Raw genomic sequence first — 21,536 nt, 5'->3', positions numbered from 1 at the left:
TGGCGCTGGGGGCAAGGGCACCATGTGGGAGACGATAGAAAAAGCGGCTTCGTGTCACAACATTCGGACTTTCCCGGGGGCGGATGTGTACCGCCGTGGAACAGCTCAGAACGACCGGCTGACCGTCACCCCGGCCGACAGCCCGCGTCCCGCACCCGGCTCAAAGAACCGCTGGTTGCCCTCGTTGACGATGACCGACCCTGCAAAGCGCCGGTCGAACAGGTTGTCCAGCCGCACAAAGGTCTGGGCACTCCACTGCTGCCATTGCCGCGACCAGCGCAGGCTGGAGCCCCAGACGGTGTAGCCTGCCGCGCGGTCGGTGTTGCGGTCGTTCACGGCCACGGGGCCGCTGTGCAGCATGTCCACGGTCCAGGTCCATTGCGGTGACAGCTGCCAGGCCAGTTCGCTCCACAGGCGGCGCGGCGCGGTGCCGGCCAGGCGCGCGCCGGCGTCCACCGGGGCGGTGGGCGTGGTGCAGGGCGTGGCCTCGCAGGTCAGGAAGCTGTCGCGGTAGCGGGCCTGCAGCAGGGTCAGGGCGGTGCTGGCCGTGAGCGGTCCCCATTGCGCGTTGCCCGAGAATTCCAGCCCCCGGCGCAGCGTGCGGCCTGCGTTCTGGTAGGTGGCGCGCCCGCCCGTGTTGGACAGCACGGTGAGTTCGCGCTGGGTATGGGTCTCGAACAGCGTGAGGTTCCAGCCCGCGTTGCCGTGGCGCCCGCGCAGGCCGACCTCGACGGTGTTGTGGGCGCTGGCGGCCAGGCCGGTGTTCAGGCCGCTGTTCATGCCATTTTGGCCACCGGGCCGGTAGGCCACTTCGTTGAGCGTGGGCGTTTCCATGCCCCGGCCCACCGATGCGTGCGCCACCAGGTCCGGCAGCAGGTTCACGCGCAGGCCCAGCGAGGGCAGCCAGCCGCGCCAGGCCATGCTGCCGCTGTCGTCGCCATTGCCGGCTGTGATGTAGTGGTCCTCGGACCGGTAGCGCACGCGCGCCTGGCGCAGGCCGGCGCTCAGGGCCAGGCTCTGCGTGCTCCATTCGGCCTGCAGGTAGGGGTCGGCGGAGCGCGCCTGGTTGCGTTCGTCGCGGCGCAGCCGGCCCTGCACGCCGAGCTGGCTGCCGATGAAGTTCTCGTAGCCGCGCCGGGTCTCGCCCTGCCAGTCGTAGGCCAGGCCTGCCGACCAGTCCAGCCGGCCGCCGGCCACATCCTCGTGGGTGCTGCGCCAGCGCAGGTTCATGCCCGCGTAGTCGCGGTCCAGGTCGATCACGCCGCCTGAATGCGAGGGCGGTGCCTGCGTGGCCACGGGAATGGACTGGTACTGCAGCACGGAGCGCGTACCCGCATAGGCCATGAGTTCCAGGCGCTGGCCCGCGCCGAACTGGTGCTGCCAGGCGGCGCCCAACTGGCGCTGGCGCACGCTTTTGCGCGTATTGAAGCGCAGCGCGCTGGCCGTGGTCTGGCCGGGGTCGGCCTCGAACTCGGCGCGTGTCAGGCCCAGCGGGTCCTGGGCGCTGGTGCGCTGCTCCTGGTACTGCAGCAGCCACTGGTCGTCGCCCTGTTTGCGTGACAGCTTCATGTGGGCCGTGCTGCGGTCGGCGGCCGATTGGGGGCGCATGCCGTCGGTGGCGAAGCGCTCGATGTGGATGGCATAGCGCCATGGGGCGGAGCCGCCATCCGCCTGGTCCGGCTTTCCGCCACCGATCGTGCCGCGCAGCTGGGTGGACAGGCGCCACAGCCCGTCCGGCCCCACGGCCATGCCGCTGCGCCACAGGCCCGGTTCCTCGCCGTCTTCGGTGTACAGCAGCAGTGCGCCGCCTGCGCTGTTGCCGTAGAGCACGGCGGCCGGGCCGCGCACCACGTCCAGGCGCGCGGCGTTGCCCAGCGTGAAGTTGGCGGCCTGGCCCTGGCCGTCGGGCGCGCCTGCCGGAATGCCGTCAACGTACAGACGCAGCCCGCGCACGCCAAAGGTGGAGCGCGCACCGAAGCCGCGCACCGAGATCTGCAGGTCCTGTGCGAAGTTCTGGCGGTTCAGCACCACCAGGCCCGGCACCCGCGCCAGGCTCTCGGACAGGTTGATCTGCATCTGCCCGTCTCGCAGCACGGCGCCTTCCACGCTGTCGATGGCGGCGGTAGCGCGCCACAGGTCGGCGCCGGGCTGGCTGGCCGTGATGACCACGGGGGCGAGCAGGGCCTCGCTGGAGTCCTGCGCTGCGTCCGCCGCGTGGGCGGGCAGGGCGTGCAGCGTACAGGCCAGTGCGGCGCCCAGGGTGGGCAGGGCGGGCCAAGTGTGTCTTGTGCTGTGTGGGGAGCGTGTCATTGCGGGCGGGCCTGTGGCGATGCCCGAGGTTACCGAGCCCGGCAATCCGTTCCAACACGGGTGATTTCCCTAGTGCTGTCCTGTGCCGTGGCGGAACAACAATCGCGGCAGTTTTGATGTCCGTCATGCAACAGCCGCCTCCCGCCCCACTGCCATCCAACCCCTTCTATGCCACGCGCCAGGACCGGGTGGCGCTGGCGCGCGAGCGCTATTTCGAGCGCGGCGAGCGCCCCTCGGGCCTGGTGTCCGAGCCCGTGCTGCAGTCCTGGACGCGCTGCCTGGGCGCCAGCCGCAGCCCCGACGAGAAGATCAGCTTCGACCCGGTCAGCAAGATCCGCACGGCCACCTTGCTGACCCACAACCGCGCGCTGATCGAGGCGGCGCGCGACCCCATCGCCGAACTCGAGACCGTGATCGCGGGCAGCCAGGCGCGCGCCATGCTGACCTGCAGCGAGGGCGTGGTGCTGATCGCCTCGCGCCCCACGCCGGGCGACGGCCCTCTGCTGCTGACGGCTGCGCGCGTGGGCGTGAACATTGCCGAGGATGCCGTGGGCACGGGCGCACCCGGCGTGGCCGTGCGCACGGGCGAGGTCTGCCATGTGCGTGGCGGCGAGCATTTTTTTCGCTGCCTGGCCTCGCTTCACTGCGCGGCCGCGCCCGTGCGTGACGCCAGCGGGCGCACCGTGGCCATGCTGGACCTGAGCAGCGAGGCGGGCCCCTTTCGCTTCGATGCGGGCGCCATGGCCCACATGTACGCCACCTGCATCGAGAACCGGCTGCTGGTGGGCGCTGCCCGCATGCACCTGCTGCTGCGCTTCCAGTCCAGCCGCAGCATGTTCGGCACGCCGCTGGAAGGGCTGGCCGCCGTGGATGGCGAAGGCATGGTGCGCTGGTTCAACGGCGTGGGCGCCCAGTTGTTCGACAGCCCGCGCCGGCCCGCCGAAGGGCTTGCGGCCGAAGAGGTTTTCGGTCTGGGCCTGAACCAGTTGCTGGAGCTGGCCCACCACGGCCAGGCGCGCCCGCAGATGCTGCCTACGGGGCTGACGCTGTGGATGCAGGTGCGGCTGGATGAGGCATCTTCCCAGGTCGAGGAGGTGCTGCCGGCCATCGAGGCCCTGCCACCGCCCGCCGAGGCGCCGTCCGAGGCACCGTCCTCCCTGGGCGAGGCCAGCCGCGAGCTGATCGAGCAGGCCCTGGCCCGCTGCCAGGGCAATATCTCGCAGGCCGCCCGCATGCTGGGCGTCTCGCGCGGGTTGCTGTACCGGCGGCTGCGCGAGTGGGGCAGGGCTTAGGCCGTCTGGCCTATGCCGGCACGGCGGCCAGTGCGCCGCGCATCCATTCGATGAAGACCCCCGCCTGGGCCGGCAGCGCACGCCCTGCAGCTGGCACGGCGCGCAGGCCGCCCTCGAAGGGCACGAAGCCATGGGGCGCCACCAGCAGACCCTCCTTGAGCTCGCGTGCGACCAGCCGCTGCTCCACCAGGGCAACGCCCAGGCCCGACAGTGCCGCCTCTATGCACAGGTGGGTGTGCGGGAACGCCAGCGTCTCGCCCAGGGCCACGGGCTGGCCCGTGAGGGCTTCCCACTGGTTCCAGGCGCTGGCCGTGTACTCATGTGCAATGCGCGCGCGATTGGCGGGCCGGCGCCGGGCGTAGGCCGGTGTGCAGACGGCGCCGAAGTGCACGGGCGCCAGTTCGATGGCGCGGCGGCGGTCTGCCTCGCCGTAGGTGGACAGGTCCCAGGCAATGATCAGGTCGGCGCCCTCGTGGCGCATCTCGCGCGCCGAGGTCATGGACAGGCGGATGCGGATATGCGGGTGGCTGCGGTAGAACACCGCCAGCTGCGGCACCAGCCAGCGCATGGCAAAGGTGGCGCTGCAGGCCACATGCAGCCCCGGCGCCTGACTGTCGCGCGCCAGCTGGGCATAGGCGACCTCCAGCTGGTCGAAGGCCGTGCGCACCGAGGCATGGAAGGCGGCACCCGCCTCGGTCAGGCGCAGGCCCGTGCCTTCTTTCTCGAACAGCGCCGCGCCCGCATGCTCCTGCAGCAGGCGCAGGTGGCGGCTGATGGCGCCGTGGCTGCGGCACAGTTCCTCGGCCGCGCGTGTCACCGAGCCGGTGCGGGCAATGGCCTCGAAGGCGCGCAGGGCGGCCAGCGGTGGCAGTTGTCTCATGGCAATCAATTCGTCAGAAAAGCTGACGCATGGGCAGAAAAACTGCATTGTCCCGCATCGCCGTGATTTCTAGCATGGAAGCCTGTTCATTGGAGTTGTGCAGGCTTACCAGCTCCTTTGCACAGTTCAATTTCTTGACGAAAAGGAGTTTCCATGCAGATCACCGATATCGCGGCCCATGAGGCGCTGGACAGCCGGGGCCACCCCACCGTGGAGGTCGAGGTCGAGCTGGCGGACGGCGCGCGCGGCCTGGCCCTGGTGCCCTCGGGTGCCTCCACGGGGCGGCACGAGGCGCTGGAGCGGCGCGACGGCGATGCCTCGCGCCACCTGGGCAAGGGCGTGCTGGGCGCGGTGCAGGCCGTCAACACCGAGCTGCGCGATCTGCTGCGCGGCATGCAGGCCGACGCCCAGGGCCGCATCGACACGGCCATGATGGCGCTGGACGGCACGCCCGGCAAAAGCCGGCTGGGCGCCAACGCGCTGCTGGGCGTGTCGCTGGCCGTGGCGCGCGCGGCGGCGGCCAGCGAGCGCATGCCGCTGTGGCGGCACATGGGCGGCGCCCAGGCGCGCGTGCTGCCCGTGCCCATGATCAATGTCATCAACGGCGGCGCCCATGCCGACAATCCGCTGGACTTTCAGGAGTTCATGCTGCTGCCGGTGGGGGCGGACAGCTTCGGAGAGGCGCTGCGCACGGGCGCCGAGGTCTTTCACACGCTGCGCCATGCGCTCAAGGCCGCAGGCCACAGCGTCAACGTGGGCGACGAGGGCGGCTTTGCGCCCGCCCTGCGCAGCGCGCCCGAGGCGCTGGACCATTTGATGGCCGCCATCGAGCGCGCCGGCCTGCGCCCCGGCGCGGACATCGCCCTGGCCCTGGACCCGGCCGCCAGCGAATTCCATGGCGAGGATGGCTACCGCTACGCGGGCGAGGGCCTGGTGCGCAGCCGCCAGCAGCAGGTGGACTACCTGGCGCAACTGGTGGAGCACTACCCCATCGTCTCCATCGAGGACGGCATGGCCGAGGACGATATCGAGGGCTGGCAGGCCCTGGGCCAGCGCCTGGGCGGACGCTGCCAGCTGGTGGGCGACGATGTGTTCTGCACGAACCCCGGCCTGTTCGAGGGCGGCATTGCACAGGGCGTAGGCAACGCCATCCTGGTCAAGATCAACCAGATCGGCACGCTGACCGAGGCCTGGGACGTGCTGCGTCTGGCGCATGGCGCAGGCTACGGCGTGGTGATGTCGCACCGCTCGGGCGAGACCGAGGACACCAGCATTGCCGACCTGGCCGTGGCGGCCCAGTGCGCCATGATCAAGACCGGCTCGCTGTCGCGCGCCGACCGCACGGCCAAGTACAACCGGCTGCTGCGCATCGAGCGCGAACTGGGCCCGGCCGCCGTCTATGCGGGGCGCCGTGCGCTCAAGGGCCGGGCGGGTCAGGAAGCCGAGTCGGCCGCTGCGGGTGTTGCGGGCGCCCTGTAGACCAGCACCTTGAGGCTGCGCTCGGCGTCGATGTCGGCGAAGGTGGCCGGGTTGGCCAGGCGCTCGACGAACTCCAGCTCGGGCGCCACTTCCTGCATCTGCGATGTCAGGAACTGCGTACCCATCTCGGGCGCGTTCAGGCACAGCAGCACATGGCCGCCGGGGCGCAGCAGGTCGGGCAGGCGGCGCATCAGGCGGGCATAGTCCTTGGTGGCGACGAAGCTGCCCTTCTGGTAGCTGGGCGGGTCCACCACGATCAGGTGGTACGGCCCGCCGCGCGTGATCTTGCCCCAGCTGCTGAAGATGTCGTGGGCCAGGAAGCTGGCGCCCGACAGATCGTTGAGCCGGTGGTTCTGCTGGCCCGTGGCCAGCGCGCCCTGGGCCATGTCCATGTTCATCACGTGGCGCGCCCCGGCTTGCAGGGCCACCACCGAAAATGCGCAGGTATAGGCGAACAGGTTGAGCACCTGGATGCCGTGGCGGTGCTCGGGATGGTTGGCGACATGCGCGTGCACCCAGCGCCGGCCTTCGGCCATGTCCAGGAACAGGCCGTGGTTCTGGCCGCGCAGCACCTGCACGCGGTAGCGCGTGCCGGCCTCGGTGACGATGTGGGGGTCCGGCACCTCGCCGGCCATGAGCCGCGTTTCGGCGGGCGCGGCGGGCTGGCGCAGCTGGTAGACCCAGTTCAGGGGCTGGTCCGGTGCCAGTTCGCTCCAGCGCAGTGACAGCGCTGTGCCGATGGCGGCCAGGGCGTCATTGTCCAGCGGCTGGAAGCTGGTGAGCACCAGCACGGGCGGGAAGGCGTCGAGCACCAGATGCTCGCAGCCCGGGTACAGGCCGCCACGGCCGTGGAAGATGCGTTGGGCGTCGGAGGGCAGGGCCATCCGGGCGATGGCGTCGAGCAGGGCTTGCATGGGAGAGGCTGGATCTGGCAGGGGCGCCGGGTGTGCCGGGTGGAACCGTATGGGACCGTATGGTTCCAGGCAGGGGGCGACGAAAAGGTCTGCCAGTGTATGCAGTTTGGGGACCAGCCCAGGCAAACCCGGGCTCAGGCCCCATTCAGCGGTGCTGTGGGCGGGCTCAATGCCGCCAGCCGCGCCGCACCTCGAAGAAACTGCATTCGCCGTCGCCCAGGCCCTGCATGCCGGCCTCGGTGGCGGCGCGCGCAGCCTTCATCCAGCGGGCGAAGGCGAGCTTGGCGTCGTCGCTGATTTCTTCAGGGGGCGTGTCTTCCAGGCCCTCTACCAGGTACAGGGTTTCACTGACCTGCTCGGCGCTGCCGAGCTGGCGTTCGAGCACGCGGGCATAGCGTGCCTCGGCCTTGTTGCGTTCCTGCTCGGGCAGGTTGGGGTAGTCACACAAGGTGACGGTGAAGGCGGCTTCTTGCATGTCCATGGTTCACGAGATGAGGATGATGACTGGCGAAATATACAGTATTAACTGGCTGCACATCCAGTATTTTCCTGGTGTTTTTTTACAGTGTTATCCCGGTGGGGTCGCTGCCGGGCAGCGGCTGCAGCCATGCGGCCACAATCGCCTGCAAGGAGAAAACCATCGCCATGACGAACGAATCGACCACGGGCAGCCCGGCCTGGCACCCCGAAGCCACGGGCCATGCGCTGTTTGCCACGCGCGTGGGGCCCTGCGGCGTGGCCTGGGGCGCCTGCGGCCTGGTGGCCTTTCAGTTGCCCGAGGTGGACGGCCCGGCCGCCACGCGCACGCGCATGCTGCGCGGCGTGCAATTGCGCAGACCGGGCAGCTACGCCGCAGCGGCGCGGGCCGAGGACCTGCCGGTGAGCGTGGCACAGGCCATCGCCGGCGTGCAGGTGCTCATGGCGGGCCATGGCGAATGGACCTTGGAGCCTTCCGCGCCCAGCGCGCGGCAGTTGCGTGACGGCCCGGTGCTGCCCGATCTAAGGGCACGGCGCATGCTGCCCGCAGGCGAGGCACTGCCGGATCTGGCCGAGCTGGCCCTGGACTGGCACGGCGTGTCGGACTTTCACCGCCGCGTCTATGACCTGACGCGCGCCATTGCACCCGGCCATACGCGCACCTATGGCGAGATTGCACGCGAGTTGGGCGAGGTGGGCCTTTCGCGCGCCGTGGGGCAGGCGCTGGGCCTCAACCCTTTTGCGCCCGTGATTCCCTGCCACCGCGTGCTGGCTGCCGGCGCCCAGCCGGGCGGTTTCTCGGGCGGCGGCGGCGCGCTGACCAAGCTGCGCATGCTGGAGATCGAGGGTGCGGCCTGGGGCGGCACGCGCTCGCTGTTCGGGGATTGACGGGCCGGACACGCATGTGACATGCGGCACGGCGGGGCGGCTTGCACAATCGCCGCTGCAGGCTGTTCCGCTTGGGGATGGCCGCCCTCCATTCCAACCATGACCGGAACACAAGACCCGGCGCAGGAGACAGACGAATGACTCGCAATGTGCAGCAACTTTTCGACCTCACCGGCAAGACGGCCCTGGTGACCGGCGGCTCGCGCGGCCTGGGCCTGCAGATGGCCCATGCGCTGGGCGAGGCGGGCGCCAGGATCATGCTGAGTTCGCGCAAGGCCGCCGACCTGGAGGAAGCCGCTGCCGAGCTGCAGGCCGCAGGCATCGACGCCCGCTGGATCGCCGCCGACTGCGCCAACGAGGCCGACATCGAGCGCCTGGCCGCCGAGACCCTGGAGCGCCTGGGGCAGGTGGACATCCTCATCAACAACGCAGGCGCCAGCTGGGGCGCGCCGGCCGAGGAGCACCCGGTGGCCGCGTGGGACAAGGTGATGAACCTCAACGTGCGCGGCTACTTCCTGCTGAGCCAGCAGATCGCGCGGCGCAGCATGATCCCGCGCAAGACCGGGCGCATCATCAACCTGGCCTCCATTGCAGGGCTGGGCGGCAACCCGCTGGGCATGAAGACCATTGCCTACAACACCTCCAAGGGCGCGGTCATCAACTTCACGCGCGCGCTGGCCGGCGAGTGGGGCGTGCACGGCATCAACGTCAACGCCATCTGCCCGGGCTTCTTCAAGACCAAGATGGCCAGCGTGCTGATCGAAACCCTGGGCGAGGATGAAATGAAATCCCACGCCCCGCTGCGCCGCCTGGGCGACGACGAGGACCTCAAGGGACTGACCCTGCTGTACGCCAGCGACGCGGGCAAGCACATCACGGGCCAGTGGGTGGCCGTGGACGGCGGCGTCAGCGCCCTGGTGGGCGGTTGAGCCGCAGCGGCGCTGCTGCCGAGGTGACAGTTTTTCCCGCAGATCGGGCCGCCGCGCGCGGTGGCGCCTGCCGGCGCCCTTATGCTCGGCTCCATTGCGATCTGAACTGGAGAATTTCGTGCTGGATTTTGGCCACCCCATCCCCTTCGTCGACCACCTGGGTTTCACCCTGCACCGCATGGAGGACGGGGAGTCCGAACTGCGCTTCGAGGCGCGTCCCGAGCACCTGAACACCTTTGACGTGACCCACGGCGGCGCCACTATGACCCTGCTGGACGTGACCATGGCCGTGGCCGCACGCAGCCTGCAGCGCGACATGGGCTGCGTGACCATAGAGATGAAGACCAGCTTCATGCAGCCGGCGCGCGGCCCCCTGGTGGCCAAGGGCGTGGTGCTGCACCGCACGCGTTCCATGGCCTACACCGAGGCGCGCGTGTTCGATGCCTCGGGTCGGCTGTGCAGCCATGCGACCGGAACGTTCAAGTACATGCCGCGCGTGGCCAAGCCGGCCGCCGCCGAGACAACCCTCGCCACGGACTGATCCGCACGGCGAATTTGCCAGATACCCAATGCCACACGCCAGCCCCGGCAGCACCGGGAACTGGTTCCATTGTTTGTGATGCCACCGGAGGTTTTCCCATGCCCGTGAACCAGCAGATCCTGCTCGACAACCGCCCCGAGGGCGAAGCCGTGGAAAGCAATTTCCGCCTTGCCAAGACCGAGACCCCCGCGCTGGCCGAAGGCCAGGTGCTGGTGCGCCACCACTACCTGAGCCTGGACCCCTACATGCGCGGCCGCATGAATGACAGCAAGAGCTACGCCCAGCCGCAGCCGCTGGGCGAGGTGATGATCGGCGGCACCGTGGGCGAGGTGGTGGAAAGCCGCCATCCCAAGTTTGCCGTTGGCGACAAGGTCGTGGGCATGGGCGGCTGGCAGGAATACAGCGTGGTCGATGGCGATGCGCCCGGCATGCTGCGCAAGGTGGACACTACCCATGTGCCGCTGTCGCACTACCTGGGCGCCGTGGGCATGCCCGGCGTGACGGCCTGGTACGGCCTGGTGAAGATCATCGCCCCCAAGGCCGGCGAGACCGTGGTGGTCAGCGCCGCCACGGGCGCCGTGGGCAGCGCCTTCGCGGCCCTGGCCAAGGCACGCGGCTGCCGCGTGGTGGGCATTGCGGGCGGCCCCGAGAAGTGCCGCTACGCCACCGAGGAGCTGGGCTTCGATGCCTGCATCGACTACCGCGAGCACCCCGACACCAAGACCATGGCCAAGGCGCTCAAGGACGCCTGCCCGCAGGGCATCGACGGCTACTTCGAGAACGTGGGCGGCTACATCCTCGACGCCGTGCTGCTGCGCACCAACGCCTTTGCGCGCATCGCGCTGTGCGGAATGATCGCCGGCTACGACGGCACGCCGTTGCCCATGACCAATCCCGCGCTCATCCTGATCAACCGCATCCGCATCGAAGGCTTCATCGTCAGCGAGCACATGGAAGTCTGGCCCGAGGCGCTGCAGGAACTGGGCCGCCTGGTGGGCACCGGCAAGCTGCGCCCGCGCGAGAGCATTGCCGAAGGCATTGCCTCCGCACCTTCTGCTTTCCTGGGTCTGCTCAAGGGCAAGAACTTCGGAAAGCAACTCGTCAAATTGATCTGAACCACCACAAAAACCAGGAGACAAGGGAATGATCAAGAACTTCAAGGGCAAGACGGCGGTGCTGACGGGCGCGGGCTCGGGCTTCGGCCTGGAGTGCGCGCGCATCGGCGCGAAGCTGGGCATGAACCTGGTGCTGGTCGATGTGCAGCAGGAGGCGCTGGACAGGGCCGCCGCCGAGTTCGAAGGGCAGGGCGTGCGCGTGCTGGCGCGGCGCGTGGATGTGTCCGACGCGGGCCAGATGCAGGCCCTGGCCGACGAGGTGCGCCAGCAGTTCGGCGCGCCGCACTTCGTGTTCAACAACGCAGGCGTGGGCGCGGGCGGGCTGGTCTGGGAGAACACGCTGGAAGATTGGCAGTGGGTGCTGGGCGTCAACCTCTGGGGCGTGATCCACGGCGTGCGGCTGTTCACGCCCATGATGCTGGAGGCGGCCAAGGCCGATCCGTCCTTCGAGGGCCACATCGTCAACACGGCCAGCATGGCCGGCCTGCTGGCGCCGCCCAACATGGGCATCTACAACGTCAGCAAGCATGCCGTGGTGAGCCTGACCGAGACGCTGTACCAGGACCTGGCCCTGGTCTCCGACCAGATCAGCGCCAGCGTGCTGTGCCCCTTCTTCGTTCCCACGGGCATCAGCCACAGCGAGCGCAACCGGCCCAGCCATCTGGCCGCCCAGCCGCTGACGGCCAGCCAGAAGATCGGCCAGGCCATGAGCGAGAAGGCCGTGGGCTCGGGCAAGGTCACGGCCACCGATGTGGCGCAGAAGGTTTTCGATGCCATTGCGGCCAACCAGTTCTACATCTACAGCCATCCGCAGGCGCTGGGCTCGGTCCAGACCCGCATGGAAGATGTGGTGCTGGGGCGCAATCCCACCGACCCGTTCGCGCACAAGCCCGAACTGGGCGCCAGCTTGAAGGCCTCGCTGCGCGCGGCCTGAGCGTCAGTCCTCCTCGTCCGGGTCCGGCCTGTGGGGGGCTGGCCTGGCGGGAGCCTCGGCCTTTTCATCGGGCGGCGCGGAGGGCAGGGGCCGCACCAGCCGCACCATGAGCTGGTTGCCGCGCCCCATGTCGGGCCGCGTCTCCAGGCTGTCGAGGTCAATCGCCCAGGCCTGCTGGGCCGACAGCTGCGTACCGGCGCTGCCCGAGATGTTGCTGTAGTTGTAGGGATTGACGGGCCGCGCGTTCACCGCTGCCGTGCCCGTCCAGTGCCAGCCGCGCGGTGCGCCCGGAAACAGCTCGGGCGACAGGCCTTGCGGCCGTATATCGCGTGAGATCAGCCGGCGCATCTCGTTGACGCGCGGCAGCCGCCAGCGCACGCCGTCCTGCTTGGCCCGCTCGGCGGCCAGGGCCTGCGCCTGCTTGTGCGTGAACAGCTCCGGCAGGCCCGTGCAGGTCTTGCCATTCCACTGCATGCCTTCCACGCAGCGTGGCCACAGCAGGCGGGCGCGCCGGTCGATCACGTCACGGCCGTCTTCGGATACTTCCAGCATGGCAGTGGCGCTGGCCTTGGCGTCACCGCGGGCCTGCGGGGGCGCCGCATGGGCCGGGCCCTGCATGCACGCGCCCAGCAGCAGGGCGGCGAGCAGGGGCCTTGGCAATGCGTTGAGGGTCGGTAGGAAGAGGGGCGTGGATGAGTGCATGGGGTGTCTATGCTGCTGTGGTGGCAATCTCGTATCCGAGCGTAACAGGGTTGCAGCCCCGCAAACTTGTGCCACGGCAAGCCACCAGCGCCGCGCGCGCCGGCCTGCCTGCCCAGGAAATGTGAGCACCGCCCTGCAGCCCTCAGCGCTTGCCGCCACAATGGCGCGTCTATGTCTTCTCCCTCTTCTTCTCCCGCTTCCCCTGATTCCCACACGCTGCGCCTGGTGCTGATCCTGGGCCTGCTGTCGGCCATCGGTCCGTTTGCCATCGACATGTACCTGCCCGCGCTGCCCCAGATCGGCAGCAGCCTGGGTGCCCAGGTGGGCGCGGTGCAGGCCAGCCTGACGGCCTTCTTCCTCTCGCTGGGCGTGGGCCAGCTGCTGTACGGGCCGGTCTCGGACATGGTGGGGCGCAAGCCTCCGCTGTACTTCGGCCTGACCGTGTTCGCGCTGGCCAGCGTGGGCTGCGCCATGGCCACCAGCATCGAGACGCTGGTGGTGCTGCGCTTCATCCAGGGCCTGGGCGCGGCCGCCGGCATGGCCGTTCCGCGCGCCGTGGTGCGCGACCTGCACACCGGCCACGCGGCGGCCCGCATGATGTCGCTGCTGATGCTGGTGTTCAGCGTCTCTCCCATCCTGGCGCCGCTGGCCGGCAGCGGCGTGATCGCCGTCAGCAGCTGGCGCGGCGTGTTCTGGGCCGTGGCCGTGGCGGCCGTGATCGGCCTGGTGGCCGTGTTCATGGGCCTGAAGGAAACGCGCGGGGCCGCCGCGCGGCTGGACAGCAGCGTGGCCGGCGCACTGCGCGCCTACGGCGTGCTGCTGCGCGACTGGCATTACCTGGGCCTGGTCTTCATCGGCGGCTGCGCCATGGCGGGCTTTTTCGTCTACCTGGCTGGCTCCCCCTTTGTGCTGATCAATTACTACGGACTGAGCTCCACACAGTACAGCCTGGCCTTCGGGCTGAACGCCATCGCCTTCATCGGCGCGGCGCAGTTCACGGGCTGGCTGGGCCAGCGCTTCGGGCTGGTGCGCGTGGTCAAGGTGGCTGCCACCGGCTCGGGCCTGGTGATGCTGTCGCTGCTGTCGTACTACCTGCTGGGCGGTGAACGGCTGGCCGTGCTGATCGGCCTGTACTTCGTGGCCAGCGCGCTGATGGGGCTGGTGATTCCGACGACCTCGGTGCTGGCGCTGGAGGAGCACGGCGCCATTGCCGGCACGGCCTCGGCGCTGCTGGGCACGCTGCAGATGCTGTCGGGCGCTGCGGCCATGCAGATCGTGGGGCTGTTCTCCACGGGCAAGCCCCTGCCCATGGTGGTGGGCATGGCCACGGGCGCGCTGATCGGTGTGGCCCTGGCCTGGATCACGCTGGGCGGTGCGCGTGCCCATCGCGTGGGCGCAAAGGGCCATTCATGAGCCTGGCACCCGCGGCAGAGGCTGCGCCTGTCCACGATGGACTTCCGTCAGGCCCTCGCGGCCAGGCGATGCTGGTCATCATCCTGGGGCTGACGCTGTCGGTGCTGGACAGCACCCTGGTCAATCTGGCACTGCCGGCCATGGCGCGCGAGCTGCAGGCCAGCTCGGCCCATACGCTGTGGGTGGTCAATTCCTACCAGCTTGCCAGCCTGGTGCTGCTGCTGCCGCTGGCCGCCCTGGGCGAGCGCCTGGGCTACCGCCGCGTGTATCTGGTGGGCATGCTGGTGTTCTCCCTGGCCTCGCTGGCGGCCATGCTGGCCACGTCGCTGCCCACGCTGGTGGCGGCGCGTGCGCTGCAGGGCCTGGGCGCTGCCGGCGTGATGAGCGTCAACGCCGCCCTGGTGCGGCTGATCTATCCGCGTGCCCTGCTGGGGCGCGGCATGGCCGTGAATTCGCTGGTGGTGGCCACGGCATCCATGGCCGGGCCCTCGGTGGCGGCGGCGATTCTGTCGGTGGCCAGCTGGCCCTGGCTGTTTGCGGCCAATTTGCCGCTGGGCCTGTTCACGCTATGGCTGGGGCGACGCGCGCTGCCTGCCAATGCCGTGGCCGGCCATGCAGGGGCGCGGCTGTCGCCGCTGGATGTGCTGCTCAACATCCTCATGTTCAGCCTGATCTTCCTGGGCGGCGAGCAGCTGGGCGTGCGCGCCGGCGGTGCCGATTCTTCCCTGCCTTCGGGCTGGTGGCTGCTGGGCGCGGGCCTGCTGGTGGGCGCCTGGTATGTGCGCCGCCAGTGGCGCCTGCCCGCGCCGCTGCTGCCGGTGGACCTGCTGCGCATTCCGGTGTTTGCGCTGTCCATGTGCGGATCGGTCAGCGCCTTTTGCGCGCAGATGCTGGCCTACCTGGCGCTGCCGTTCCTGCTGCTGGAGTCGCACGGCATGTCGCCCATCGAGGCCGGGCTGCTGATCACGGCCTGGCCGCTGGCCACGGTGCTGACGGCGCCCATCGCGGGCCGGCTCATCGGCCGCTATGCGGACGGGCTGCTGGGCGGCATCGGCATGGCCATGTTCGCCTGCGGGCTGTGGGCGCTGGCGGCCATGCCCGATGCGCCTTCGACCGTGGACATGGTCTGGCGCATGCTGCTGGCGGGCAGCGGCTTTGCGCTGTACCAGTCGCCCAACAACCACACCATCGTGACCACGGCGCCCCTGGCGCGCAGCGGCGCGGCCGGCGGCATGCTGAGTTCGGCGCGGCTCACGGGGCAAACCCTGGGCGCCGTGGTGCTGGCCACCATCTTCACCTTCGCGGGCGGGCATGGTGGCCATGCTGAAATCGTGGCCCTGGCCGTGGCGGGCTGCTTTGCGGCCATGGCGGGCGTGTTCAGCCTGCTGCGCGTGCGCACGGCACCCGTGCCTAAGCACTGAACAGGCCCCTAAATGGCATTGAACTTGCATGTGTCGGCGCGCTCCGACACATGCATCATCCTGGATGGACTTGCCAGGAGATTTCGGTGGCATGCCATCCGCTTTACAAACAAGAAATATGGGCACTGCACAATCGTGCGATGCCCCCAACGACTTCGCTGCTCCCATGATTTTTGACGTGCCCTTTTCGCCGAGCCCGCGCCTTGCGGCGCCTTCCGATTCCCAGCCCGGCGCAGGGCACGTACAAGCTTTCGCCTCGCCGGCCGGCGGCCGGCGCATCGGCACCGCCGTGCTGTGCGCACTGGCGCTGGCCGCAAGCCTTGCGGCCTGCTCCAAGAAGGATGCCGCACCTGCCGCCACGGCCAAGGCCGCGACCGAGGTGGGCGTGGTCACGCTGCAAAAGCAGAGCCAGCAGCTGGACGCCACGCTGCCGGGCCGCACGCGCGCCTCGCTGACCGCCGAAGTGCGGCCCCAGGTATCGGGCATCGTGCAAAAGCGTTTGTTCACCGAGGGCGCCCTGGTGCGCCAGGGCCAGCAGCTCTACCAGATCGACGCGGCCTCGCTGCGCGCCACCGAGGCCAGCGCCCAGGCGGCGCTGGCCAAGTCCGAGGCCAGCGCCCGCACGCTGGAGGCCACGGCGCGGCGCAACGCCGAGCTGGTCAAGATCGATGCCATAAGCCAGCAGGCCTTTGAAGAAAGCCAGGCCGCCGCAGCCCAGTCGCGTTCTGACGTGGCCGTGGCCAAGGCCAATCTGGAGACCGCGCGCATCAACCTCAAGTACAGCCGCATCGAGGCGCCCATCAGCGGGCGCATCAGCCTGTCCACCGTGACGCCGGGCGCGCTGGTGACGGCCAACCAGACCGAGGCGCTGACCTCCATCGTGCAGCTGGACCCCATGTATGTGGACTTCACCCAGTCCACCAGCGAGCTGCTGCAGCTCAAGCGCGACTGGGATGCCGGGCGCTTCCAGAAGGTGGAGGGCGACAAGGTGGCCGTGCGCATCCGCCTGGACGATGGCACGGACTACAGCCACCAGGGCAAGCTGCAGTTTGCCGGCGTGATCGTCAATGCCACCACGGGCAGCGTGACGCTGCGCGCCGTGGTGCCCAACCCGCAGGGCGTTCTCATGCCCGGCATGTATGTGCAGGCGCTGCTGCCCACGGGCCTGGCGCCCGAGGCGCTGCTGGTGCCCCAGCAGTCGGTGACGCGCGACCTGACCGGCAAGGCCAGCGTGCTGGTGGCCAAGGCCGACGACGTGATCGAGCGCCGGCCCGTGAACATCGACCGCGCCGTGGGCAATATGTGGCTGCTGCAGGACGGCCTGTCGGCCGGCGAACGCGTGGTGGTCGATGGCTTCCAGCGCATCAAGCCCGGCGACAAGGTGCGCGCCGTGGAGGTGGACCTGCGCGCCAAGGCCCAGGCCCGCAAGGGCAAGCCGGCCGACGGGCCGGCAGCACCTGGCGCGGCGGACAAGGCGCCTGCTCCAGCACCGGCAGCGGCTCCTGCTCCGGCCGCCGGCTAAGCCGCAGGAACCCGTCACATGGCTCAGTTCTTCATCAACCGGCCCATCTTCGCGTGGGTCATCGCCATCGTCATCATGCTGGGCGGCGCGCTGTCCATCTTCACGCTGCCGCTGGAGCAATACCCCGACATCGCGCCGCCGCGCGTGACCATCGGCGCGCAGTACACGGGCGCCTCGGCCGAGACGGTCGAGAACTCGGTGACCCAGATCATCGAGCAGCAGCTCAAGGGCATCGACAACATGCTCTACATGAGCTCCACGTCCGACGCCTCGGGCCGCGCGCGCACCACGCTGACCTTTGCGCCGGGCACCAACATCGACGTGGCCCAGGTGCAGGTGCAAAACAAGCTGCAGTCCGCCGTGAACCGCCTGCCCGACGCCGTCAAGAGCCGGGGCGTGTTCGTGAACAAGGGCGGCCAGGACTTCCTGGTCACCTACAGCTTCTTCTCCAAGGACCCGGCCATGACCGCGGTCGACATCGGCGACTACCTGACCAGCAACCTGGTCGATGTGATCGGCCGCCTCGACGGCGTGGGCGATGTCAACGTCTTCGGCACCAACTATGCGATGCGCATCTGGATGGACCCGGCCAAGATGGAGAAGTACGCGCTGATGCCGTCGGACCTGGTCAATGCGCTGAACTCGCAGAACGCCCAGGTCTCGGCCGGCCAGCTGGGCGCGCTGCCCGCCGTCTCCGACCAGCAACTGAACGCCACCATCACGGCGCGCACCAAGCTCAAGACGGTGGAGCAGTTCGAGGACATCGTCCTGAAGTCGTCCGTGGACGGCTCGGTGGTGCTCATGAAGGACGTGGCCCGCGTGGAGCTGGGTGCCGACAACCTGACCATCAAGGCCAAGCTCAACGGCCTGCCGGGCGCGGGCATGGGCATCGTGCTGGCCGATGGCGCCAACGCCATGAACGTGGCCGACACCATCGCCGCCAAGCTGGCCGAGCTCAAGCCGTTCTTCCCCAACGAGATCGACTACTTCGTCAGTTCGGACTCCACGCCCTTCGTGCGCGCCTCCATCAAGGAAGTGGTCAGCGCGCTGGGCGAGGCCATGATCCTCGTGGTCATCGTGATGTTCATCTTCCTGCAGAACTTCCGCGCCACGATGATCCCCGCCATCGCCGTGCCCGTGGTGCTGCTGGGCACCTTCGGCGTGCTGTCGCTGGCCGGGTACTCGATCAATACGCTGACCATGTTCGCCATGGTGCTGGCCATCGGCCTGCTGGTGGACGATGCCATCGTCGTGGTGGAGAACGTCGAGCGCGTGATGCACGAGACGGGCATGTCGCCCAAGCAGGCCACGCGCCAGTCCATGCGCGAGATCACGCCGGCCCTGGTGGGCATCGGCGTGACGCTGTCGGCCGTGTTCGTGCCCATGGCCTTCTTTGGCGGCTCCACGGGCGTGATCTACCGGCAGTTCTCCATCACCATCGTCGCGGCCATGGCGCTGTCGGTGTTCGTGGCGCTGACGCTCACGCCTGCGCTGTGCGCCACGCTGCTCAAGCCGCCCGCAGCGGGCGGGGCCGGGCATGACCGCCCCATCCGCAGCGGCATCCTGGGGGTGAACGACCGATTCTTCCGCTGGTTCAACCACCATTTCGACGCCACGGCTGCGCGCTACCAGGGCACGGTGGCCTACTCGCTGCGCCGCGCCAAGCGCATGATGCTGATCTTCCTGGCCGTCTGCGGCGTGGTCTGGCTGCTGATGGCGCGCCTGCCCACTTCCTTCCTGCCGGACGAGGACCAGGGCTTTGTCTTCGTCAACATCAACCTGCCTTCGGGCGCGGCCGATACGCGGCTGCAGGGCGTGCTCGACGAGGTACGCGACTACTTTGCCAAGCAGCCCGACGTGGTGAGCTTCTACCAGGTCTCGGGCCTGAACGGCGACCAGGCCTCGGCGCGCGCCTTCGTGCGCTTGAAGACCTGGGAGGAGCGGCCGCTGCCCGGCCAGTCGGCCTCCGAGATCGCGCACCGCGCGACCAAAGACCTGTCCTCCATCCGCGATGCGCGCGTGCTGGTCATGCTGCCGCCGGCCGTGCGCGGCCTGGGCTCCAGCTCGGGCTTCAACTTCATGATCAAGGACATGAACGGCCTGGGCCACCAGGTGCTGCTGGAGGCCAAGGAGAAATTCCTGACCGAGGCCCGCAAGCGCCCCGAGCTCACCAATCTGCGCATGACCAACCTGGAAGACGCCAGCGAGCTGCGCCTGGACATCGACGACCGCAAGGCCGCCGCACTGGGCCTGTCGTACACCGACATCAACAGCGTGCTGTCCAGCGCCATGGGCGGCACCTATGTCAACGACTTCCTGAACAACGAGCGCGTCAAGCGCGTCTACATCCAGGGCGATGCGCCGCACCGCATGCTGCCCCAGGACATCGCCAAATGGACGGTGCGCAACGCCAAGGGCGAGATGGTGCCGTTCAGTTCGTTCTCCAGCAGCTACTGGGCCTACGGTTCGCCCCAGCTCATGCGCTACAACGGCAACCCGGCCTATGAAATGGAAGGCCGCGCCGCGCCGGGCGTCAGCTCGGGCACGGCCATGCAGATCGTGGAGGACATCCTGCGCACGCTGCCGGCCGGCATAGGCTACGAGTGGACCGGCGCCTCGCTGCAGGAGCGCCAGTCGGGCGCGCAGGCGCCGCTGCTGTACGCCATCTCCATCCTCTTCGTGTTCCTGTGCCTGGCGGCGCTGTACGAGAGCTGGACCGTGCCGCTGTCGGTGATGCTGGCCGTGCCGCTGGGCGTGGTGGGCGCGCTGGCCGCCACCTACACGCGCGGGCTGACCAACGACGTGTACTTCCAGGTGGGCCTGCTGACCACGGTGGGCCTGGCGTCCAAGAACGCCATCCTGATCGTGGAATTTGCGGTGCAGCTGCAGGAGCAGGGCAAGAGCATCTTCGACGCCGTGGTCTCGGCCGTGCGCCTGCGCCTGCGTCCCATCTTGATGACCTCGCTGGCCTTCGGCTTCGGCGTCATCCCGCTGGCCATCGGCACCGGCGCCGGCGCGGGCGGGCGCAATGCCATCGGCACGGCCGTGCTCGGCGGCATGCTGGCCTCCACGGTGCTGGGCATCTTCCTGGTGCCCGTGTTCTTCCTGCTGATCCGCAGCTGGTTCAAGAGCCATTCGCGCACCGAGGACGATGCGCCCCAGCCGACTGCCGGATCACCTGATTCACCGCATACCGCAAAGGAGAGCGCAGCATGAGGCGCCCAACGAATGTCTCCGCACTGGCCGCAGCGGCGGCGCTGGCGGCGCTGCTGACCGGCTGCAACCTCGCGCCGCAGCACCGCACGCCCGACATGCCCGTGCCCGATACCGTGGGCAGCACGGCCGCAACGCCGGCCCAGGCCGACGAGGCCAGCCTGCAGGCCGCCGCCGCGCTGGGCTGGGTGCAGTCCCAGCAGCTGCGCGAGGTCATTGCGCTGGCCCTGGCCAACAACCGCGACCTGCGCGTGGCCGTGGAAAGCATCGAACGCGCGCGCGCCCAGTACGGCATCACGCGCGCCGACCTGCTGCCCAGTGTCAACGCCCAGGCCCAGGCCAGCCGTGCGCGCACGGCCGCCGGCATGACCAGCGCCACCCAGGCGGCCTCGGTCAGCACCCAGTACACGGCCCAGCTGGGCTTTGCCAGCTATGAGATCGACCTGTGGGGCCGCGTGCGCAACCTCAGCGAGGCCGCGCTGCAGCAGTTCCTGCAAAGCGAGCAGAACCGGCGCAATGTGCAGATCGGCCTGGTGGCCGATGTGGCCAACGGCTGGCTCACGCTGGCGGCCGACCAGGCCCGCCTGCAACTGGCGCGCGACACCCTGGCCAGCCGCGAGAAGGCCTACGAGCTGACGCGGCGCATGCACGAGATTGGCTCCACATCGGGCCTGGTGCTGGCCCAGAACCAGACCACGGTGGACACGGCGCGCGGCGACGTGGCCAGCTTCACCTCCCAGGTGGAGCGTGACCGCAACGCCCTGCAATTGCTGGTGGGCGGCCCGTTGCCCGAGGCCCTGCTGCCCGGCGCCGCCACGCTGCGCGCCGATGCCCGGCCCGCGGCCGCGCTGCAGCCCGTGCCGGCGCCCTTGCCCTCCAGCGTGCTGCTGGTGCGCCCCGACATCCAGGCCGCCGAGAACAACCTGCGCGCCATGGAAGCCAACATCGGCGCCGCACGCGCTGCCATGTTCCCCACCATCAGCCTCACGGCCAGCGTGGGATCGGGCAGCCGCGAGCTCGATGGCCTCTTTGGCGGCAGCAGCAGCACCTGGAGCTTCATCCCCCTGGTGCGCCTGCCCATCTTCGACGGTGGCCGCAACCGTGCGGGCGTGCAGGTGGCCGAGGCCAACCAGCGCATCGCCATCGCCCAGTACGAGAAGGCCGTGCAGACGGCCTTCCGCGAAACCGCCGACGTGCTGGCCGACCGCGCGCAGTGGGACGAGCGCCTGGCCGCCCAGACCAGCATGGTCGCCGCCACGCAAAAGGCCTTCGACCTGTCGGAGGCCCGCTTCAAGGCCGGCGTGGACAACTACCTGACCGTGCTGGATGCGCAGCGCAGCCTCTACACGGCCCAGCAGACCCTGATCGGACTGCGCCTGTCCGAGCAGCTCAACCGCGTCACGCTGTGGAAGGTGCTGGGCGGCGAGCAGGTGCAGGCGTCGTCCGCCTCGGCACCGGCGAATTCCTGAGCGCGGGCGGTGTATTGCGCGGTCCCGCAGAACATGC

General features: G+C 69.3%; 17 protein-coding genes. 12 read left to right on the top strand and 5 right to left on the bottom strand.

Features of this window, described 5'->3' with window-relative positions:
• Positions 1-105: 105 nt before the first annotated feature.
• Positions 106-2,310, bottom strand: coding sequence for a TonB-dependent receptor (locus tag KDK82_RS11865; protein ID WP_088164985.1), 2,205 nt, complete (start codon positions 2,308-2,310; stop codon positions 106-108).
• A gap of 125 nt (positions 2,311-2,435) precedes the next feature.
• On the opposite strand from KDK82_RS11865, the gene KDK82_RS11860 reads away from it, so the two are divergent.
• Positions 2,436-3,602, top strand: a complete 1,167-nt coding sequence (locus KDK82_RS11860; RefSeq protein WP_256974458.1) for a helix-turn-helix domain-containing protein — start codon at positions 2,436-2,438, stop codon at positions 3,600-3,602.
• Positions 3,603-3,612: 10 nt separating this feature from the next.
• On the opposite strand, the gene KDK82_RS11855 is transcribed toward KDK82_RS11860, so the two are convergent.
• Positions 3,613-4,530 (bottom strand): LysR substrate-binding domain-containing protein, encoded by a 918-nt coding sequence (locus tag KDK82_RS11855; protein WP_088164983.1) that lies wholly within the window; start codon positions 4,528-4,530, stop codon positions 3,613-3,615.
• Positions 4,531-4,635: 105 nt separating this feature from the next.
• Between KDK82_RS11855 and eno the strand changes: the two genes are divergently transcribed.
• Positions 4,636-5,961 (top strand): phosphopyruvate hydratase, encoded by a 1,326-nt coding sequence (gene eno, locus KDK82_RS11850; RefSeq protein WP_088164982.1) that lies wholly within the window; start codon positions 4,636-4,638, stop codon positions 5,959-5,961.
• On the opposite strand, the gene KDK82_RS11845 is transcribed toward eno, so the two are convergent.
• Together KDK82_RS11845 and KDK82_RS11840 are read right to left on the bottom strand one after the other, a co-directional pair.
• Entirely contained in the window at positions 5,916-6,875 is a 960-nt protein-coding gene (locus KDK82_RS11845) for a class I SAM-dependent methyltransferase (protein ID WP_088164981.1), read from the bottom strand. The genes eno and KDK82_RS11845 overlap by 46 nt on opposite strands.
• A gap of 166 nt (positions 6,876-7,041) precedes the next feature.
• The gene (locus KDK82_RS11840; protein ID WP_013802728.1) at positions 7,042-7,356 is read right to left on the bottom strand and encodes a hypothetical protein; all 315 of its coding nucleotides are present in this window, start codon (positions 7,354-7,356) and stop codon (positions 7,042-7,044) included.
• Between the two features lie 164 nt (positions 7,357-7,520).
• Between KDK82_RS11840 and KDK82_RS11835 the strand changes: the two genes are divergently transcribed.
• From KDK82_RS11835 to KDK82_RS11815, 5 genes are all read left to right on the top strand, one after another.
• Positions 7,521-8,240, top strand: coding sequence for a methylated-DNA--[protein]-cysteine S-methyltransferase (locus KDK82_RS11835; RefSeq protein WP_088165501.1), 720 nt, complete (start codon positions 7,521-7,523; stop codon positions 8,238-8,240).
• Between the two features lie 137 nt (positions 8,241-8,377).
• Positions 8,378-9,169: an SDR family oxidoreductase gene (locus KDK82_RS11830; RefSeq protein WP_012205198.1), complete on the top strand. Its 792-nt coding sequence runs from the start codon at positions 8,378-8,380 to the stop codon at positions 9,167-9,169.
• A 118-nt stretch (positions 9,170-9,287) separates the two neighbouring features.
• Complete coding sequence (locus KDK82_RS11825; protein WP_016446794.1) at positions 9,288-9,710, top strand: PaaI family thioesterase; 423 nt, start codon at positions 9,288-9,290, stop codon at positions 9,708-9,710.
• 98 nt (positions 9,711-9,808) lie between these two features.
• Positions 9,809-10,825 carry an NADP-dependent oxidoreductase gene (locus tag KDK82_RS11820; protein ID WP_013802725.1) on the top strand — a complete coding sequence of 339 codons (1,017 nt, stop codon included), beginning with the start codon at positions 9,809-9,811 and terminating at the stop codon, positions 10,823-10,825.
• Positions 10,826-10,853: 28 nt separating this feature from the next.
• Complete coding sequence (locus tag KDK82_RS11815; RefSeq protein WP_088164980.1) at positions 10,854-11,759, top strand: SDR family oxidoreductase; 906 nt, start codon at positions 10,854-10,856, stop codon at positions 11,757-11,759.
• A 3-nt stretch (positions 11,760-11,762) separates the two neighbouring features.
• Here KDK82_RS11815 and KDK82_RS11810 read toward each other — a convergent pair whose 3' ends face one another.
• Entirely contained in the window at positions 11,763-12,461 is a 699-nt protein-coding gene (locus KDK82_RS11810) for a DUF1566 domain-containing protein (RefSeq protein ID WP_088164979.1), read from the bottom strand.
• A gap of 171 nt (positions 12,462-12,632) precedes the next feature.
• Between KDK82_RS11810 and KDK82_RS11805 the strand changes: the two genes are divergently transcribed.
• From KDK82_RS11805 to KDK82_RS11785, 5 genes are all read left to right on the top strand, one after another.
• Positions 12,633-13,874, top strand: coding sequence for a multidrug effflux MFS transporter (locus KDK82_RS11805; RefSeq protein ID WP_034392783.1), 1,242 nt, complete (start codon positions 12,633-12,635; stop codon positions 13,872-13,874).
• Positions 13,871-15,295 (top strand): MFS transporter, encoded by a 1,425-nt coding sequence (locus KDK82_RS11800; protein ID WP_043820870.1) that lies wholly within the window; start codon positions 13,871-13,873, stop codon positions 15,293-15,295. Before KDK82_RS11805 ends, KDK82_RS11800 begins: the two co-directional genes overlap by 4 nt.
• 166 nt (positions 15,296-15,461) lie before the next feature.
• Positions 15,462-16,817 (top strand): efflux RND transporter periplasmic adaptor subunit, encoded by a 1,356-nt coding sequence (locus tag KDK82_RS11795; protein ID WP_088165500.1) that lies wholly within the window; start codon positions 15,462-15,464, stop codon positions 16,815-16,817.
• A gap of 18 nt (positions 16,818-16,835) precedes the next feature.
• Positions 16,836-20,033, top strand: coding sequence for an efflux RND transporter permease subunit (locus tag KDK82_RS11790; protein ID WP_088164978.1), 3,198 nt, complete (start codon positions 16,836-16,838; stop codon positions 20,031-20,033).
• Positions 20,030-21,499 (top strand): efflux transporter outer membrane subunit, encoded by a 1,470-nt coding sequence (locus tag KDK82_RS11785; RefSeq protein WP_088164977.1) that lies wholly within the window; start codon positions 20,030-20,032, stop codon positions 21,497-21,499. Before KDK82_RS11790 ends, KDK82_RS11785 begins: the two co-directional genes overlap by 4 nt.
• Positions 21,500-21,536: the final 37 nt, after the last annotated feature.

This window comes from Delftia sp. K82 (assembly GCF_002193035.1).
GTDB lineage: Bacteria > Pseudomonadota > Gammaproteobacteria > Burkholderiales > Burkholderiaceae_C > Comamonas > Comamonas acidovorans.
This window is presented reverse-complemented; position numbering and strand designations above follow the sequence as displayed.

Excerpts from the sequence above, each read along its gene's own strand:
- KDK82_RS11820 (WP_013802725.1), top strand. The coding sequence starts at position 9,809 with ATGCCCGTGAACCAGCAGATCCTGCTCGACAACCGCCCCGAGGGCGAA.
- KDK82_RS11805 (WP_034392783.1), top strand. The coding sequence starts at position 12,633 with ATGTCTTCTCCCTCTTCTTCTCCCGCTTCCCCTGATTCCCACACGCTG.
- KDK82_RS11855 (WP_088164983.1), bottom strand. The coding sequence starts at position 4,530 with ATGCAGTTTTTCTGCCCATGCGTCAGCTTTTCTGACGAATTGATTGCC.
- eno (WP_088164982.1), top strand. The coding sequence starts at position 4,636 with ATGCAGATCACCGATATCGCGGCCCATGAGGCGCTGGACAGCCGGGGC.
- KDK82_RS11860 (WP_256974458.1), top strand. The coding sequence starts at position 2,436 with ATGCAACAGCCGCCTCCCGCCCCACTGCCATCCAACCCCTTCTATGCC.
- KDK82_RS11830 (WP_012205198.1), top strand. The coding sequence starts at position 8,378 with ATGACTCGCAATGTGCAGCAACTTTTCGACCTCACCGGCAAGACGGCC.
- KDK82_RS11845 (WP_088164981.1), bottom strand. The coding sequence starts at position 6,875 with ATGCAAGCCCTGCTCGACGCCATCGCCCGGATGGCCCTGCCCTCCGAC.
- KDK82_RS11795 (WP_088165500.1), top strand. The coding sequence starts at position 15,462 with ATGATTTTTGACGTGCCCTTTTCGCCGAGCCCGCGCCTTGCGGCGCCT.
- KDK82_RS11835 (WP_088165501.1), top strand. The coding sequence starts at position 7,521 with ATGACGAACGAATCGACCACGGGCAGCCCGGCCTGGCACCCCGAAGCC.
- KDK82_RS11800 (WP_043820870.1), top strand. The coding sequence starts at position 13,871 with ATGAGCCTGGCACCCGCGGCAGAGGCTGCGCCTGTCCACGATGGACTT.
- KDK82_RS11790 (WP_088164978.1), top strand. The coding sequence starts at position 16,836 with ATGGCTCAGTTCTTCATCAACCGGCCCATCTTCGCGTGGGTCATCGCC.
- KDK82_RS11785 (WP_088164977.1), top strand. The coding sequence starts at position 20,030 with ATGAGGCGCCCAACGAATGTCTCCGCACTGGCCGCAGCGGCGGCGCTG.
- KDK82_RS11865 (WP_088164985.1), bottom strand. The coding sequence starts at position 2,310 with ATGACACGCTCCCCACACAGCACAAGACACACTTGGCCCGCCCTGCCC.
- KDK82_RS11810 (WP_088164979.1), bottom strand. The coding sequence starts at position 12,461 with ATGCACTCATCCACGCCCCTCTTCCTACCGACCCTCAACGCATTGCCA.
- KDK82_RS11815 (WP_088164980.1), top strand. The coding sequence starts at position 10,854 with ATGATCAAGAACTTCAAGGGCAAGACGGCGGTGCTGACGGGCGCGGGC.
- KDK82_RS11840 (WP_013802728.1), bottom strand. The coding sequence starts at position 7,356 with ATGGACATGCAAGAAGCCGCCTTCACCGTCACCTTGTGTGACTACCCC.